Origin of the sequence: Sodalis endosymbiont of Henestaris halophilus, assembly GCF_900161835.1 — a bacterium.
Classification (GTDB): domain Bacteria; phylum Pseudomonadota; class Gammaproteobacteria; order Enterobacterales; family Enterobacteriaceae.
Map to the genome: position 1 here is coordinate 821389 of NZ_LT897836.1, position 17724 is coordinate 839112.

Here is a 17724-nt window from a genome sequence, read left to right on the forward strand (position 1 = left end):
AGGGGTAGCAATACATTTGATATTAGATAGGGTAATTTTCTCCTAGAGATGTAGTTTTCTTAGTGTAATTTTTCGTATGATTAAAATAATCAGCTTAGAAATATTTTAGTGTAAAAAAACAGTGCAAAGGCGTTGAACTACATGAAATTCGTCTTGTGTAAGTATGAAAAACCTTCATGTCGCGATCAGCGATAATTAGCTTATCGGTATAAATTTTTGACATTAGCGTCAGATGAAAATCTAGTTGTTTAAAAATTGATATTTAACTATTATTCGAATGTTGCATATTAATGATGCTATTTATATAATCGACATAAATGTATTTCCTGTATGGGATTAAGGTACGTTGTAGATAGTTGCACTTTTAGATAATCATTAATTAGTTGTTTAATAAAGCAAGTAATATGCTGCGTTGTTAAGCGCTGGGAAAAAACAAACGCTTGGCTTCAAATCGAGCGTTTGTTTTGGAGCGCTTTCCGTAAAGCCATTTATAGTGCTATTTGTTTGCAAGAAAGACAGAAAGCATAACAATTTTGTGGATCGTTCCAGTTACGGTCAAGTACAGCATCCTTTTTCAGCTTATCTATCACCTGGGTAACTGGTGATGGTAACCACAACTGAATCAAACCAGACATCAAAGTATATACAGACGTTTTGGTCTTCGTAAGTACTAAATTTAGTAGTCCCGGTTCATCCAGGTGCCAGTGGAGTTTATATTCTTTCAGTTGTGCTAGTTCGGCAGCTTTATTTACCGCGTCGTCAAAATCCCCTAGGCAATCTACCAAACCGTTTTGTTTGGCATCGCTTCCAATCCAGACATGACCTTGACCTATTTTATCAACCTCCTCAGAGGTCTTGTGGCGGTACTTCGCAACTAGATCAATGAAATGATTATATCCATGTTCTACAGTAAGATGCATGATTTGTGAGAATTCAGGAGGCAGTTTTTTGGTCATCGATACATCCGCTAATGGTGATGTTGCGACACCACTGGTATGCACACCGATGCTGTCAAGAGATCCTTCAACTGTGTTGATTACCCCGAAAATTCCAATGGATCCGGTCAAGGTACTTGTGCTAGCAATAATGTAGTTAGCGGGGATGGACATCCAATAACCACCTGAAGCTGCCACACTACCCATAGAAACCACTACGGGTTTGCCCGATGCGCGTGTGGCGGCAAGCTCAGAGCGAATGACATCAGATGCGGTGACACTCCCGCCAGGGCTGTTAATCCGGAATACAATAGCTTTAATATTGGGATCTAATCTAACATTGCGTATTTGGTCGGCGGTGGTATCGCCGCCGATCGACCCCGGTGTTTCTAAGCCATCGATAATGACGCCATTGGCAAAAATAACAGCGATTTTTCCGCCAGTTTTCGGTGGTGTTACAGTTTGATAATCATAAATACTGATACTAGTAAACGACTTCTTACGCTTGCTCCAACCAAACTCTTTAGTCAACGCGTCGTTAATTGCCGAACGGGAAGCTACCTCATCAACCCATTTGTTATTAAGTGCAAATTGAGCTGTGTTACCTTTGACTGCACGCAAACTATCAATCATTGCGGGGGCTCCAGGAAACAACTGTTTGGGCGTAATTTGCCGGTTAGCTGCAACTGTCGCCAGATAATGCTGCCAAAGCTGATTTACCCAGCGGCTATCTGCCTCGCGTGCGTTATCGGACATATTATCGCGTAGAAAAGGTTCTACCGCGGATTTATAGGTGCCTACGTAGAAGATATGGCTATTAACTTTTAGTTTATCTAATAGAGACTTGTAATAGAAATTATTTGTCGCAATACCGCGTAGATCCACTACGCCTTGAGGTGTAAGATAAATTTTATTCGCATAGCTGGCAAGAAAATATTGGGCTTGGCTATAACTGTCACCTATTGCATAAATGGGTTTATTATTGTCTCGGAATTCGCGTAAAGCCTTGCCGATGTATTGCAGTGATGCCTGATCTGTTCCGGTAAAATTTTTAAGTGATAGAACTAGCCCGGTAATATTAGCATCGTTTTTGGCCTGCCGTAGTTTATTTACTATATCAAACAGAGAATTTTCTTGCATCCGGTTATTGGAAACACCCATTAATTCGCGGCCAAGATAACGAAATCTATTATTTATTGCTGGTTTGTCAACAACTGTGCCGATCAGATCTATTACCAAAGCGCCTTTTGCTGGCGCTGTCTGTGAATGCCGTAATTGTAAATAAATTCCGATTACCATGATTATAAGAAGTACTAAAAATACATTAAGTATACATTCGCGTATAAAATGTAGTAATCTCCAACCCCATTTAAAAGGAGCGAAAATAATTTGCCACGATGTGTTCATGAGCTCTCCAATAAAACATTTCAGTTTGAAATTATAATATAAAAATTTATTTTACTGCGCTATACAAAAGCGCTTGAGAAAAATTCTCATGTCACATTGCTTACCGTTTTACTGATAGCTCTGTTTCGGACTACTGTTTATACTTAGAGCAACGTTACTGTACTTACACAGTGTAGTAACATTTCGTCGCCGTCTGCGCGGTACGATTCATATAACTTACGGTTTTTTCTCAGATAGTTAATTGTATTTAACATATTGGAGTATGGACTAAGCTGCCGAATATATGCGCTTCGTTTATCTGCTATAGCAAAATTTTTTGTCGTTTTTTCTATCTCGGGATGCTGTAGTTGAAAACTAACACGAGGTTTATTACCTGCTCGTTACTGATGCCTTCGTGTATCTTCTAATTTAGTGTATCGACAAATATTTGAACCGCATAAGTTGCAGTTTATATCACAGCCGATAATTAAGACACATAATACATGCAATTGTTTATCATTTAAAATGCATCCTGATCTACTATCTTCATAATTTTATGAAATAAAATACTTACATATATGATAACGCTATATTATATGGGTACTGGCGGATTTACTAATCATTCTGGTCAAGTAGCGGCTATAGAAGTGACCTTCCGTTTAAAACAGTTGAATGTGATTCAAGCGTCTTGCGTGTAAGTAAAATAGATTTTTGCCTACGCTGATAATAAAGATCTGGTATTAGTAAATAAGGTGCAAAACTACCTAGTACTATACGGAGATCACGTAACTAAGATAAACGTTACATAGAAAAAGTTGCCTAGTAAATGATTTTAATCCTCAAACGATAAGCAAATTTATGAGCCGGCTGCGGACGATATTGATTGCATATTATTACGTGTTGGTGTTAATTGCGAGCATGTACCGACTGGCTGTACGGTGTGTATTAGCATGATGTTGCTTATACCTTATTCGAACAAAATGCTGGCTTGTTAGACATGCATCTATCATACTAGGTGTTGTAAACGCTAGCACTTAGTTTAATTGTAGTAAGAATAAACAAAATGACAAAATATTTATGCCAAAAGTTTATTTTTAGATAAAGCATATATTGTCATTCTGTGGTAAGAATGAATTTATCGCGCTGTGGGTGCTACGAGACGGGATGTCAAAACTAGCAGGACTCAGAATAGTGCTTTAGTACCTAGCCTAATAGGAGGGGGATTTGATTGGATCGTATTTTACGGGTCAGCCACCACAGATTATATTGTATCAAGATAAACAGGAGTTGGAAACGGTCTTACTTTCGTTTGCGTTATCGTCATTGCCAATTTGTAGGTTGACAAACATTTTAGCTTAAGTACGTAGAAGGTGTTAGATACCTATCTTTTTTGGGGTATTAACTCAATGAATTCATCACGTATCTCTGTTTTCATTGCCGCTATTTTTGTAATAGTATTTGATCTAAATGTAAGGTGGTGTTAGGTATTAACACCTGCCGTTCACCAGACTTATGATGCGAGGCTAAATTATACCACTAGTACTAAGATCTAAGGTTTGGTGTAGGGTTAGTATTAAATGCGGTTTTAGTTTTTAATGCGGTAAAAGCAGTTTATCATTCGAATCAGTTTTATTGCTAAAAGTGAATTAGGCGCGCTGTTAGGTGTGCAAAAGAGGGGGTAAGAATATGATGATGTTTATACTATGGCCGATGGTCTTGCTTAGGCGCTGAGTGAATTTTAAATGAAACCAAGTGGTGTAGCGCACAAAATATTGCCGTAGCTGCTGTTTACTGTTGCCGGTTTTGTATAGAATTAGATTCTTCTGAAGAAGAAGTCTGCTCGCCAATACTCCTATTATTGGTCACTGGAACAACGATTTTTTATTATTGCATTTAGTTTAGATGCGGTTTTTTTAAAAAACATCACTCTAGTAATAACTAATGCAGTTTTATCTATGTATTTATTATTCGAATATACCACTTATAGTGAGTAAGTCGTCGTTCACTTACATAAGTGAACAAACTTGTTATTGTAATATTTATCCTTTGACTCAAAGGATGCATTAGATTGTTTAGCAACCAGCGTCTTTCATCACTGTGTGCCCCGCAAATTTGTGGTCAATAATAAGCATAAAACTTATAACCTTCTTTAGTCGACTCGTGGCCTTTTAATAACTTATGTTCGTGGTCGGGGGCTAAAAGGTAATAGCGTTTGACCACCTCAGTGGCGCAAATAGCGCCTAGTTTTTAATATCCCCCGAACTATGAGATCAATGTTTCAATGTAGATATCTTGACACTAAAAGTTTAATCTTCATTTATAGGACACACACGACATCGATAACGTATTGAACGTATTAAGAAAAAAAATGTTAGAGCACTTCTATTCACAGCCAGGGTAGCCAAACTTGCTGTGTCATGACTAGCCTGCACTGGCTCATGGAGGGTTAGGGCACGACATTAGATATATCTCTTCTGTTTAGAATGATGTCATCTTTTTGGTGGCATCTTGAGTGGTGTAGTCCTGTAATAAAGCATGTATAACTTCACCATTATAGCACCAGCAGCAGAACGAGTTAGAAAGAAACTGAGTAAAGTTTTATAAAAATTTAATAGCAGCTGTGCCGCTAAGAATACAATAAGATAAATTTATATAGCTAAATTTACTTCTCCTCTTTTGGATAAAAACATATAGGAGGCAAACAAAGAATCTACTAAGCGCTTAAGGCTTTGCTTTTTGGCTAAACTTTATCTCCAAAGAAAATGTTTCATAAACTTAGTTAATCACGGTTACATGCGGCTTGCAATAGATTTACAGATCAAAATCTGCCCACACCGGAGCGTGATCTGAAGGCTTGTCCATTGCGCGGATGCTGTAATCTATATCAGTCGCCCTAACGACCGCCGCCAACGATAACGAGGCCAACAAGAGGTCAATACGCAGTCCGCGGTTTTCAGCAAAGCTACGTGAGCGATAGTCAAACCAGGAGTAGCGATTATTGCCTGAAGGATTATTTTGTCGGTAAATATCGACTAGGCCACACGCTAAAAGATGTTCCATCCAAACCAACTCCTCTGGGAGGAAAGAACATTTCCCAGTACGAAGCCAACGCTTACGGCTCTTTTCGCCTATACCGATATCAAGATCGGTAGGGCTAATATTCATGTCTCCCATGACAAGCAACAAAGATTCGTCGTAGTGATTTTTTTTAACATAGTCTTGTAGATCGCGGTAAAAGCGCTCTTTCGCTAGGAATTTGACTTTATGATCACGGTTTTCGCCCCTAGGAAAGTAGCCGTTAACCACTGTTAACAAGCCCTTAGTAGTTATAAAATCGGCCATGATAATCCGACGTTGGGCGTTGTAACCATCGGTATTAAAGCCGCGGCGTATAGCTAATGGCTTTTTGCGGCTGAGTAATGCTACACCGTAGTGGCCTTTTTGACCATGATAGTAAGCATAATAACCGTGTCGAGAGACTTCATCTATAGGAAACATATCATCGTGGACTTTGGTTTCCTGCAGACCGATTACGTCCGGTTTTATTGTGGTGATAATAGCCGCAAGTTGATGGGGGTGAGCACGTAGCCCGTTTATATTAAATGAGACGACTTTCATTGTTTAAACCACATTAAAGTATATCATCAAATGATATAAAATCTAAGTTGCAAAAAAATACGACTTGCCTACTGTATCAGTCAAGAAACATGCGTGTTTTATTTTTAGTAGGAAGTTTTTATAAGATTGCCGTGGTAATTCTTTTTTTGTACCTTACACACTGCGGATTGGTGTTGTGCATTTTAGTCTCGAGTTACTCGATACTAATCTTGATTAAAGGTACTCACTTTACCTCCATTAAGATCAGGGAAACCTAGGTGTATGTAATTAATAATGAAACTGCCACACTTTGGGAAAATATTATAGATAGGTATTAGTTACTTAATTAACTAATATATATTTACTTCTAGTATCGCAAAACCGAGATGATTTTCGATCAATTTTATACGCATGTAAAGATGCGGCCAAAGCTACGAATGTCATATCATCCATGCGACCAGCAACGCTGCAAAAACCGTTTCTAATTACCGGTGAAGCCTTACTGACTTGCTATTAATTCTTGAATAAATCACAATCCAAGATCTTGAAGTAAATTCAATTCCTTGAAAGAAAATAAAATATTAAAAATGCTATCGCACTCTTAATATTAGATTGACTTAATCTATGCTTTGTAATCAACAAATTAATAGCATAATACTCGGTAGTATTTTTTATAAGATTTGTGATATTTATTGCAGTAGCCGTTCCATATTTGGGATTGTAGTGTCAGACTTATGAATATGATGTTAGAATGTGTTATTAGACATAATATAGTAAACGCGCTTGTAGCATTTAGTCACGGTCTCACTTGTGTCAGAATCAGAGTTTTTATGCAATTAATATTAAAACATGTGGGTTAAAATGATGAGTTAATAATCAGGTTATCCTATGAAAAACGGGCAATAGCCAGTTATCAGTTTATGTCTTATAAATACATATGTTGAGTAAACTAATACTTTGCAATCACTAAGTTAATCTTAACTAACAACTCCCAGTAACACATACGCAACTAGGTTTGGTGCAGTGACATAACTAATATCTAAATAGATGAGAATGACTGTATTGATCTAATAATATTAGATATTACAGCGTTCATTAAACTCACTAATATTATTAAGGGTTAACTCTAAATGCATCAGAACAGATGTTTCATAAGCAGTAAAGTAAAGTGACCTATATTAACTTATTAGTTGGCACCTATAATTTAAGTATCATGAAACTTGTGTTTATATATAGCAAGGATGGCAAAATTGGTATATCACTTATCGCTGCTGAAAGGATGTAGCGATAAGCGATTTTACTATTTTAATAAAAACTTAAAGATCTGTACGATCAGCAATATATGAACAAAACTATTTACCTAAATAGCGACGTTCTTGTTACTGATTTAAAACTAAATTTTAATTAATAAAATTTCTATCTCGTGTTTGCAATCTGGTATTTGATCTTTATATCGTCAGTTGGTTATTATTAATTTGTCCTGAAATATATTATGTTGTAATAAAATTTAATATTACTTAATAGTAATTATCCCATTAAGCGTGCAAAATTTAACGTATCAGCTGATATTTTATAGATCTTTAAAGATCGGCTCTATGAAACCCCTGTAAGAACCAACAGCTAATTTTCAATTATAATGTAAGTAACAGTTCATTATCAGGACAAAAGCTTACTGTCATTATTTATAAGTAAATTGGTGTATTGCAACTACTATTATAGATATATAGAAAATATAAAATAAAAATTTTAGTGAATAATTTTTATTTTCTTCATTTAAGAAGAAAACTGTTTTTTGATCTTTGCTTAGGTAATTATTCTTCTGACGTTAGGGATTAATATTTTCGAGGAAAATCAAGAATCGTTTTTAATTTATAAGTTGATGCTCATTTTGCATATTGCATCAGATTTTTCTGATATTATTTATAATAAATGGTTTAATCTTTGTTAATTTATATTTTGTGTGACTAATAGTATCAAGATTATCCAAATTATTTTGGTGCCAATTAAATAATCTATATAACCATAGTTGGTCGACTAAAATATAGAATATGCTGCTTAAATAGTTGTAAAAATTTCCTCCTTTTGCGCCTAATTTTATTAGGCCATTATTTATTTCCATATGTTTATTTCCAAAGTTAAGTAAGATTAATAAATGTAACTATTTAAATATAAAGTTCTGCTGTTCCAACAATCAAACTATTTAAGTAGTTTTAGCCTAGCGTGCAATAGCATATCGCACAATGCCTGGTAAATTATTAGTAGTAAACTATAAAATGCGTCTCCGGATCTTATGCTGGATATCGTATAGTTTACAATTATGATTAATTATTTATTAATTTTAATATATTATCTCACGTTATGTGAGTAAATTAAAAAATATTTAGTTATATTTGTTCTTACGACATAGTTAAACTATTTAGTTTAACTAAACGTGGCTTATCGTGCGTTCCGACTAACTGCTAGTATTACTTGTCTTAATGACAATATAATCAAATTTACGTATGTTAATGTTAAGAGAATATTTCTCTTAGTTATTAGTAAGAAATTATTAACTTGTAATAAATAACTTGATTTTATTAGATGCTATTCTGAAAGTTATACTGATGCTTATAACTAATAGATTTGTCAAATAGTATAACTTACACCTGGATTCAATACATAATTGCTTACCTGCATTAGTGAAGCTAACAATATATTATTTAACAATATTTAATTTAGGCCAAATGGCCCGTTTGTGTCTCATATTCAGTACTAACTAACAGGCTATTGGGTTTATTTTGTATGGAAAATAATCAATCTAATACTTTTAAATTCTCACAATTGAGTAATTATCTTTTTAGACCTAATATATATTATTTCACCAAGTTTTCTATATCAAAACTGATATAATCAAAACGTTCTGTTTTTGAATAGAAAAATTTATTTTAATGAAAAGAGGTAGTTTATGTCTGCTGTTACGACAAAAGTAAAAAAAGCAGTAATACCGGTAGCGGGATTAGGAACACGAATGTTGCCGGCAACCAAAGCAATTCCAAAGGAAATGCTACCTCTGGTAGATAAACCACTTATTCAGTATGTGGTGCATGAATGTATAGTTGCAGGCATTAATGAAATCATACTTGTAACTGATTCTTCCAAAAACTCTATTGAAAATCATTTTCACACTAGTTTTGAGCTAGAAGCTATGCTAGAAAAACTCGTCAAACGCCAGCTTTTGGCAGAAATTCAGTCGATTTGTCCTCCCGATGTAACTATTATGCAGGTCCGACAGGGGGGTCTAGCTAGAGGATTGGGTCATGCGGTCTTGTGTGCGCATCCACTGGTAGGTCATGAGCCACTTGCAGTGATTCTACCTGATGTGATTGTTGATAAATATAAATCTAATCTTCAGATAGATAATCTAGCAGCAATGTTAAAACGCTTTGAAAATACTGGTCGTAGTCAAATTTTAGTAGAGCCAGTGGACGATATTACTAACTACGGCGTAGTAGATTGTCAAGGCAAGACTCTGAAACCGGGTGATAGCGCAGAAATAATTAGCATAGTTGAAAAACCAACGGAGGAAGACGCGCCGTCTAATTTGTCTGTAGCTGGCCGCTATGTATTATCCGCCCATATTTGGGCGTTATTGGAGAAAATCCCGCCAGGAGCCTGCAATGAAATTCAGTTGACGGATGCGATTTCGATGCTGATAGGCGACGAGATCGTAGAGGCCTATTCCCTGCAGGGACTAAGTTACAACTGTGGTGATAAACTAGGTTATATACAAGCATTTGTTGAATATGGCTTACGTCATGAAAGTATTGGAAAACAATTCAACACATGGTTAAAAAACGTCTGCAAAGAATGAAATTTAAAAGTTTTAGGGCTATATATTGATTAATATATATAGGAGCGTATAGCATGAATGTGACTATTTTTGGTATTGGCTATGTCGGTTTGGTGCAGGCAGCAGTTTTTGCTGAAGTGGGGCACGACGTGTTATGTGTCGACGTGGATAAACACAAAGTTGAAAATATTAAAAAAGGCGTGATTCCTATTTTTGAACCAGGGCTAACGCCATTGGTACAGCAGAATTATGAAGCTGGACGTTTGAATTTTACCATGGATGTGCAAGCTGGCGTCAATCATGGTGTCATGCAATTTATCGCGGTAGGCACGCCTCCCGCCGAAGACGGTTCTGCGGACTTGAAGTATGTAATTTCTGTAGTGCGCACTATAGCCCAGTATATGAAGGATTACAAGGTAGTTCTAAATAAATCTACCGTTCCGGTGGGGACGGCGGATAAAGTTCTTGCTGTGATCCGGGAGACTTTACAAAACCGTAATAGCAAGTTGATGTTCGATGTGGTATCCAACCCTGAGTTCTTAAAAGAAGGATCTGCTGTGGCTGATTGCATGTGTCCTGAGCGAATTGTTGTAGGAACCAACAATGAAGGTGTCGTGGAATTGCTGCATGAGCTCTACGAGCCGTTCAACCGCAATTTTAATCGGATGATCTGGATGGATATACGTAGCGCCGAGCTTACAAAATATGCAGCTAACTGTATGTTAGCCACCAAAATTAGTTTTATGAATGAAATGTCTAATCTGGCGGAATTATTAGGCGCAGATGTAGAGAAAGTACGCCAGGGCATCGGAGCTGATTCACGCATCGGTTATAGTTTTATTTACCCTGGCTGTGGGTATGGCGGTTCTTGCTTCCCGAAAGACGTTAAGGCGCTTATTCGCACCGCCGAAAAAATAGGTTACCAATCCAATTTGCTGCAAGCTGTTGAAGATATTAACTATAAACAAAAAGATAAATTATTGATTTTTATTCTCCGCCATTTCGGCACCGATTTAAGCGGCAAAACCTTTGCGCTATGGGGGTTATCTTTCAAACCCAACACTGAAGATATGCGCGAAGCTTCAAGTCGGGTATTGATGGAAGCGCTATGGCGGGCTGGGGCTACTATTCATGCTTTCGATCCTAAAGCAATGAATGAAACCAAACGTATCTACGGCCACCGAGATAATCTTCAGTTAATGGATACAAAAGAAGCCGCTCTGCGCGGCACTGATGCGTTGGTCATTTGTACCGAGTGGCACAATTTCCGCGATCCGGATTTTGATGTCATTAAAGCAGAGTTAAAACAGCCAGTTATCTTTGATGGCCGTAATTTATATGATCCAAAACGCCTCTCTAATCGCGGCTTTGTTTATTATGGCATTGGCCGCGGCGAGTCGCTGGCTTCCCATTTATAAGAAAATATAATGAAAATTTTAGTTACCGGCGCAGCCGGTTTTATCGGCTATCATGTTAGTAAGCGTTTGCTTGTTGACGGTCATCAGATAATAGGCATTGATAATCTCAGTAATTATTATGATGTGTCGTTGAAGCACGCTCGTCTTGACGTCTTGATACAGTATGACATGTTCCGTTTTCACAAGCTTGATTTAGCTGACCAGCAGGGTATAGCCCGCCTATTTGTCGATGAAGAGTTTGAGCGGGTTATTCATCTTGGCGCACAAGTTGGGGTACGCAATTCGCTAAACAATCCCCTTGCTTACGGTGACTCTAACTTGATTGGTCATCTTAATATTCTTGAGGGGTGTCGGCATACTCAAGTTGTGCATTTGTTGTACGCGTCTTCCAGTTCGGTCTATGGTCTTAACTGCAAATTACCTTTTTCTACAAACGATCCGGTGGATCATCCTGTATCTTTATACGCAGCTACTAAAAAAGCTAATGAGCTGATGGCGCACGCATATGCGCACCTTTATAATTTATCAACTACAGGTCTGCGTTTTTTTACCGTTTATGGCCCATGGGGCCGCCCTGATATGGCGTTGTTCAAATTCACCCGAGCAATACTTAACGGTGATTGTATCGATGTTTATAACGGCGGAGACATGGTGCGAGACTTTACCTATATTAATGACATAGTCGAAGCGATAGTGCGTATTCAGGATGTCATCCCAGTACTAGATACCGACTGGACCATAGAAACCGGTTCGTTATCTACAAGTTCTGCTCCTTATCGTATTTACAATATTGGCAATAGTCAGCCAGTAAAATTGATAGACTATATACAGGCACTGGAAGACGCGATTGGCATGCAGGCAGAGAAGAATTTATTACCGATGCAGCCTGGAGATGTACTGAAATCAAGCGCTGATACGCAGGCTTTGGATCGTGCTATTAATTTTAAACCACAAACGCCAGTAACGGAAGGAGTCAAACAATTTGTAAAATGGTATCGCGAGTATTACCAGTGTTAATATGTTGTTCCGTTATTATGCTTAGATAATAACGGTCTTAATTTGTTTAGCATTCAACTTTTAGTATATTTATAAGTCCTGATAGGTTCTATAGAATTCTATTCTATAGCTAATTCTACTTTTGTATTAAACTAATAGTTTTTATACCTCTTCTTTTTTAAGCACCTGAAGATTAGTTTCATCTAGTTATTTATTAGCTTAATAATTACCTTGTAGATTCATATTGTTGCAAATTTATAGCGACAAAGAGCCTGTTATTATTTCGGCTAACATAGAATATTTCTCTGTCATTGTGGACCATCTCACAAGTTGAATAGGCAACGTTTAAGATTATTCAAAAAACTTTAACGATTTGCACTTAGTCTAAAGAGGTTAATATTGTTCAACTCACTCTGGTTTACGGTAGATACAAATTTTGCACTATTGCTAGATAGGTTTATTACCTACTTATTCAGATATTAGTAATGCGCCGCACCAAAAATGGCTGCATTTGTGTCACTACCAGATATTAATAGGATAAGGTTAGTAATTTCAAATTTTAGTTTTTTTTAACAGGTCTATTTATGATAATGTGCCTTATAATGAATTGACTATCATTTTATGCCGAAGATTTTATCTTTTGGCTTGTCAATTAATTATTTTATATCCTATGGTTATATGGATTATAAAGTAATCTCTGCTTCTGACAACGGCGAGAAGTACGGCTAGTGTTAGTTGTTTTTACTAAATTACGTTTAATAAAGTATGCTAAACATAAGACTCATAGGTCTGCTCACATTAGCGGTGGTTACTAAGATAAACATCAAAGATCTAAAATATAATATTACTGAGTATTATCCTATTAATTTGTTTATTACTAAATAAAGTAATTTAATACCAAGATGGTAGTAAGTCCTAAGAATTTTATTTTTATATTTAAAGTGCTTCATAGTTTTAGGTTTCTGCATTTTAATCTGTTAAAGATAAATAACTAAGCTGGCAGTATCAACCCTTTTCTAGGGATTACTCAAAGATTGACATTAATATGGGTTTAGACGCATCTTTATGCATGCAAGGTTGATCGAGAATGAACTTTATCTTGATGAAGATAAATAAAGCAGAAATATTTTATTTCTTAGGAAATATTAAGGTTGTTGCTATTCAAATTTAACCTTTTGTACGGTTGCAAAATCATTTACATTAGTATTAATTTTAATATATCTCTTGTTTGTTACAGAAACAATAAAAGATTAACAATCTTGAAATTATTAATCAGGATTTAAGTAATATAAATCCGAGTTGATATTATTTATGATTTACTAATCAGTAGTGAGTAAGGTATAGGTATAATATAGGTATTTTTGACGTCGCTTATTTGCACAGCAGTAGGCGTAATATTTAGATATGTGGTTAGAGATGAAACAAAAAGATTTGCTTGCGCATATATACTATATGCGAGAATTAGCAAATATTTATAACCAGATAAATCATTATTAATGTGACATAAGGTAATTTAGGAAATAATATTTATTAAATTATGATAGTTTTCTTTTTTATCAGGCGTTACCTATTTAAATATAATGCAGAAAATTAATAATAATGTTCAGTATATGATTAAAATTATTGTAGTTCAAATATTTTGAATAGCAAATGATTTCTAATCGCGGCGTATTCGCGGTACAGTTATTTAATTTATTGCAAATGAGTTCAGAAAATAGAGTAATACATACATCGCTCATGACTATTGATAATTCAAATATTTTGTATCTTAATGAGTATAATTGACCGTGCCATAGTAAAATGCTGATTGTGATTCTTACTAAGAATATATTTCACTAGTTAATTACTCTGTTTATTATGTAATAAACACAAAGTTCGTTTGTTGATTACTAATCATTTGTATAGCGCAGTTTTTTATGAAATAGATTTATTCTCGAATATGATGGGTTCATATTACTTTAGTTTTGTATGTCTCGTGCTATGCCAGTGACACATAAGCAACATCTTGCCTATAGCTGGTTGCTTATGTGTGAGTTTGTCATTAACTTACAGAAGAAAATCTTCTAGCACCTTGCCTTCTTTATCAATTGCTTGCTTGATGATCGCTGGGGTACGACCTTGACCGGTCCAAGTTTTAACGTTGCCATTTTGGTCAGAATATTGATATTTCGCTGGACGAGTTGCGCGTTTGCTTTTACCAGCGAATTTAGATGAACTAATTGATTGTAACAATTCGTTTGGGTCAATGCCATCGGCAATCAACATTTCGCGGTATTGTTGTAACTTATTTGTACGCCTTTCAATTTCAGCTTGAGCTTGGCTATCTTCTTCACGTCGCTCATTGACAACTACCTCTAATTTCTCTAGCATTTCTTCAAGAGTTTCCAGAGTGCATTCTTTGGCTTGTGTGCGCAGGGTACGGATGTTGTTAAGAATCTTTAGTGCTTCGCTCATTGATATAATCTCGAATCTTATAAAGAGGGCCTCTGAGCAATATTAGAGCGCTAGTTTCTTTTCTGCAATACCTAGATTGTAATTAATTAATAATATTTTTTATAATGCCCATTACTCTGCAGTTGTATGGATATTGTGTTGCCTGATCCAGGAGAATTTATTTATCAAATTGCATTTCTCTTTCAGGAAGCTTTATGATTTACATAAAACGCTGCTAATTTTATCGCAAAGGTAAAAGGTTTATATCGCTGTGAGCTAAGGCACAACCACAACTAAAAGTTGAAATAAAAATTTCATAACAGATTTCTGCGTTTTTTATATTATGTTGATCGAAGCGATTTACTCCCGTAAATCGTCTCGCTATCGCAATTAATTCTAAAGAGGAAATTTATTATGGCGCTATAGACTACAGAGAGCAGCAAGTTGAAACTAGGGTAAATTACCGCTATACCACGGTAGCGGCTACACACAATTTTTATTGTTTTTAGGAAATAAAACATTATGTTAGCTATCTTTTCAGTTGTTGCCGTTACAAAAAAATTAGAATACTGGTTAAGTTCATTCTGTAGAATATTACGGAAGTATATTGTTCTCACTCATGTGATTCTATCTATTAAGTCGAAGTGCAATACGGATGGTTAATATTTATTTTATAATATGTTGTAATATTGCAAGATGCACTAAATTCCAGCAAATCTATCGTAACGTACTTTCTGCAGTCTTCTTGTAATTATTAAAAACTCGTCATTGTACTCTGGTATTCATGGAGAAAAATAGAATGTGTCTACACCTATGGCAAGTTAGTTCAGCATTATACAAATGCCTTTTCGTTCCGGAAAAGTTCAATACCGCAATTTTTTGTGATCTTGGCGACTCATGATTGATATCAGGACGTTCACTGCGTGTTGATGAATAAATGCATGTCACTTTTGACCAGCAAAATTGCTATATTATTTGCAGCGGTAAAACTTAAAATATTCCTGGTTTAGCTACGAAAATAACTTTAATTTGCATAAAGTTGTTGACCATTAATATTCTGCCGCGTACCTGCTTATGCAACTGTCCTTAATATGAATAGCTCGGGCGCGAGGTCCTAATTATTTTATTCGCGCTTATCAGTTGGGATAAGCGCTTATCTTGGTGTTTGTGGGTTATCGTCGGTGTATATATCTTATAGATTTTGCTCTGGCTAAAACGTCAAAACATATAGGTATCAACGTCGTACTTCCGGGCATCAGTTATTGCTATTAACGTAATTGTCTGCAGTAGATTAGACAATGAATGGTTGTTTACTTTCTTTTTTCTTTTGGATATTAGCACAGTAACTTAAGTATCTTTTTTTAAGAAGGGAGTTGATGATTATCACGACATTAAATTTCTTTATAAAATTGCGTTTTGTTAGGTAGTTAGCAAGAATTGCTTTAATTCGGCAATACGTTTGTAACGAAGGTTACAGCCAGTATACTGATTATCGCATTTGTTTTTTAAAAAGTTATCCATACTTTAACAAGTAGTCTGCTTTTTGTACATGGATTTAGCGAATCAAGATTGGAATATTGAGTTTAAGCTGATTTTATTAAGTTACTGCATTAGTTTTTTATTTTTACCCAGCACACTAAGTCTCCAGATAATTAATGATTTGTGCATATTGACGGCGTGTCTGTGGTCAAATCCTTCTTGACAGAAAGGTTTTACTTGACTAAAATAGCAGTAGATATTGTTAGAATAATTTTGCTTAAAGTTAAGCTGCGTAAGGTTATAAGGAATGTGAAATTTTGAGCTTAATTTTTAGGTTAATGACTGACTTTTCTAGGGAAAAGTGTTAACAAACTTAATATCACCAATAATTGCAACATCTATTTTAACTTTTACCTAAAGTAAATAAGTTTGACTTAAAGATGACTTACCTGTATCGCTTTAAGTGTAACATTTAAAAGTGCAATGTATTTAGCCTAAATAAAACCGCGAGTGCAATTTAGATGCGCGCGGCGCTGTGATTAGCCCTTTCCTTTAGGAAAATTGGCAGTGTATAGTAAGCAGTAATAAAATAAATTTAAGTAGTTGATTCACATCATGCTCAAATTAGACTTAATATGATGTTGTTAATAACATTTCAGTGTGATATTCAAAAAAATAGTCATCTCTTTCAGATCCTTGCCTTAGAGTCGATTCTGACGCCAATTGAAAGTTGTAATGCGCATTTTATGACATCCTGTAATGCTATATTTTGATTAAAATACACGCGATTTTATTTTTGTTTATAAGTATTTTATGATTTCGCTCTGGTTCCCATGGGCTATATTAGAGGTAATAATCATGTGTGATACTACTTCCATAGCTATTAATTGAGTGAGTTTTAATGTGTCCTTAAAATCCTCTTGTTTGATATATGGTAAGGTTGAAACAACAGTGTTTTATGAGCAAAGGATTCATACTCTCCTACCTTATTAATTTAACTAATCAAAACTTTGGTGTTGCCAAAGTACGCGTTGCCACGATATTTAGATTAATGTTATAAATTTATTAACGATTACCGATTGTTTATTATTGCAGATAACGTCATTATCGAAGATTTAACATTAAGATTAGAAAATCATGCTCTTTGATATTCCCGGTATTATCCATTATGATATTAATATTGCCGATGCGGATAAAAGGTTTGCCAGAACTATAATAAGCTTTACCAGATGTAATTTATTAGCGACGATACATAGAGGTTAATGTTTAGGTAATTTATTAATTGATTAGAAAAATCGATCTAAAGCTAGTTAACTTAACACTAATATCTTTAATTTACTACATGGCAATAACTTTTTGCAAAGTAATGTCGCCGATTTTGTGGTTAATTAATATTTATGACTATACTCACCACAAACGACAATACTTCTAATTACGCAAGCTTTAATTTTGAAGGTTTAAATTTAGACCAAAATAAATACCGCAATAATCAAGGAGAATTGGTTATTAAAGGAAGCAGTAACCGATTAATTTTTATCTAAATATGTATTTAGTACTTAATAACGGATATGATGTGTTGTACGAGCTTAAGTCGTTACCGGAATTTTGCCCCCACGATTCAGCATTGTTTAAGAGATGACGTAGGACTTGC

7 protein-coding genes are annotated in these 17724 nt (G+C 35.4%); 3 read left to right on the plus strand and 4 right to left on the minus strand.

The window, feature by feature from the left end:
* Positions 1 to 488: 488 nt before the first annotated feature.
* The 3 genes from sppA to xthA form a co-directional block, all read right to left on the minus strand.
* The gene (gene sppA, locus HBA_RS01705; RefSeq protein ID WP_097032315.1) at positions 489 to 2342 is read right to left on the minus strand and encodes a signal peptide peptidase SppA; all 1854 of its coding nucleotides are present in this window, start codon (positions 2340 to 2342) and stop codon (positions 489 to 491) included.
* 872 nt (positions 2343 to 3214) lie between these two features.
* Positions 3215 to 3331 carry a UBP-type zinc finger domain-containing protein gene (locus tag HBA_RS03480; protein WP_157774249.1) on the minus strand — a complete coding sequence of 39 codons (117 nt, stop codon included), beginning with the start codon at positions 3329 to 3331 and terminating at the stop codon, positions 3215 to 3217.
* 1801 nt (positions 3332 to 5132) lie between these two features.
* Positions 5133 to 5939 carry an exodeoxyribonuclease III gene (xthA, locus tag HBA_RS01710; protein WP_097032316.1) on the minus strand — a complete coding sequence of 269 codons (807 nt, stop codon included), beginning with the start codon at positions 5937 to 5939 and terminating at the stop codon, positions 5133 to 5135.
* 2923 nt (positions 5940 to 8862) lie between these two features.
* Between xthA and galU the strand changes: the two genes are divergently transcribed.
* Genes galU through HBA_RS01730 form a run of 3 tightly spaced genes read left to right on the plus strand, consistent with a single transcriptional unit; the run spans position 8863 to position 12182 of the window.
* On the plus strand, positions 8863 to 9768 hold the full coding sequence (gene galU, locus HBA_RS01720) for a UTP--glucose-1-phosphate uridylyltransferase GalU (protein WP_097032318.1): 906 nt from the start codon (positions 8863 to 8865) through the stop codon (positions 9766 to 9768).
* Between the two features lie 53 nt (positions 9769 to 9821).
* The gene (locus tag HBA_RS01725; RefSeq protein ID WP_097032319.1) at positions 9822 to 11165 is read left to right on the plus strand and encodes a UDP-glucose dehydrogenase family protein; all 1344 of its coding nucleotides are present in this window, start codon (positions 9822 to 9824) and stop codon (positions 11163 to 11165) included.
* A 9-nt stretch (positions 11166 to 11174) separates the two neighbouring features.
* Positions 11175 to 12182 carry an NAD-dependent epimerase gene (locus HBA_RS01730; RefSeq protein ID WP_097032320.1) on the plus strand — a complete coding sequence of 336 codons (1008 nt, stop codon included), beginning with the start codon at positions 11175 to 11177 and terminating at the stop codon, positions 12180 to 12182.
* A 2025-nt stretch (positions 12183 to 14207) separates the two neighbouring features.
* Here HBA_RS01730 and hns read toward each other — a convergent pair.
* A complete protein-coding gene (gene hns, locus HBA_RS01735) occupies positions 14208 to 14615 on the minus strand; it encodes a histone-like nucleoid-structuring protein H-NS (protein WP_097032321.1) in 408 nt (135 codons plus the stop codon).
* Positions 14616 to 17724: the final 3109 nt, after the last annotated feature.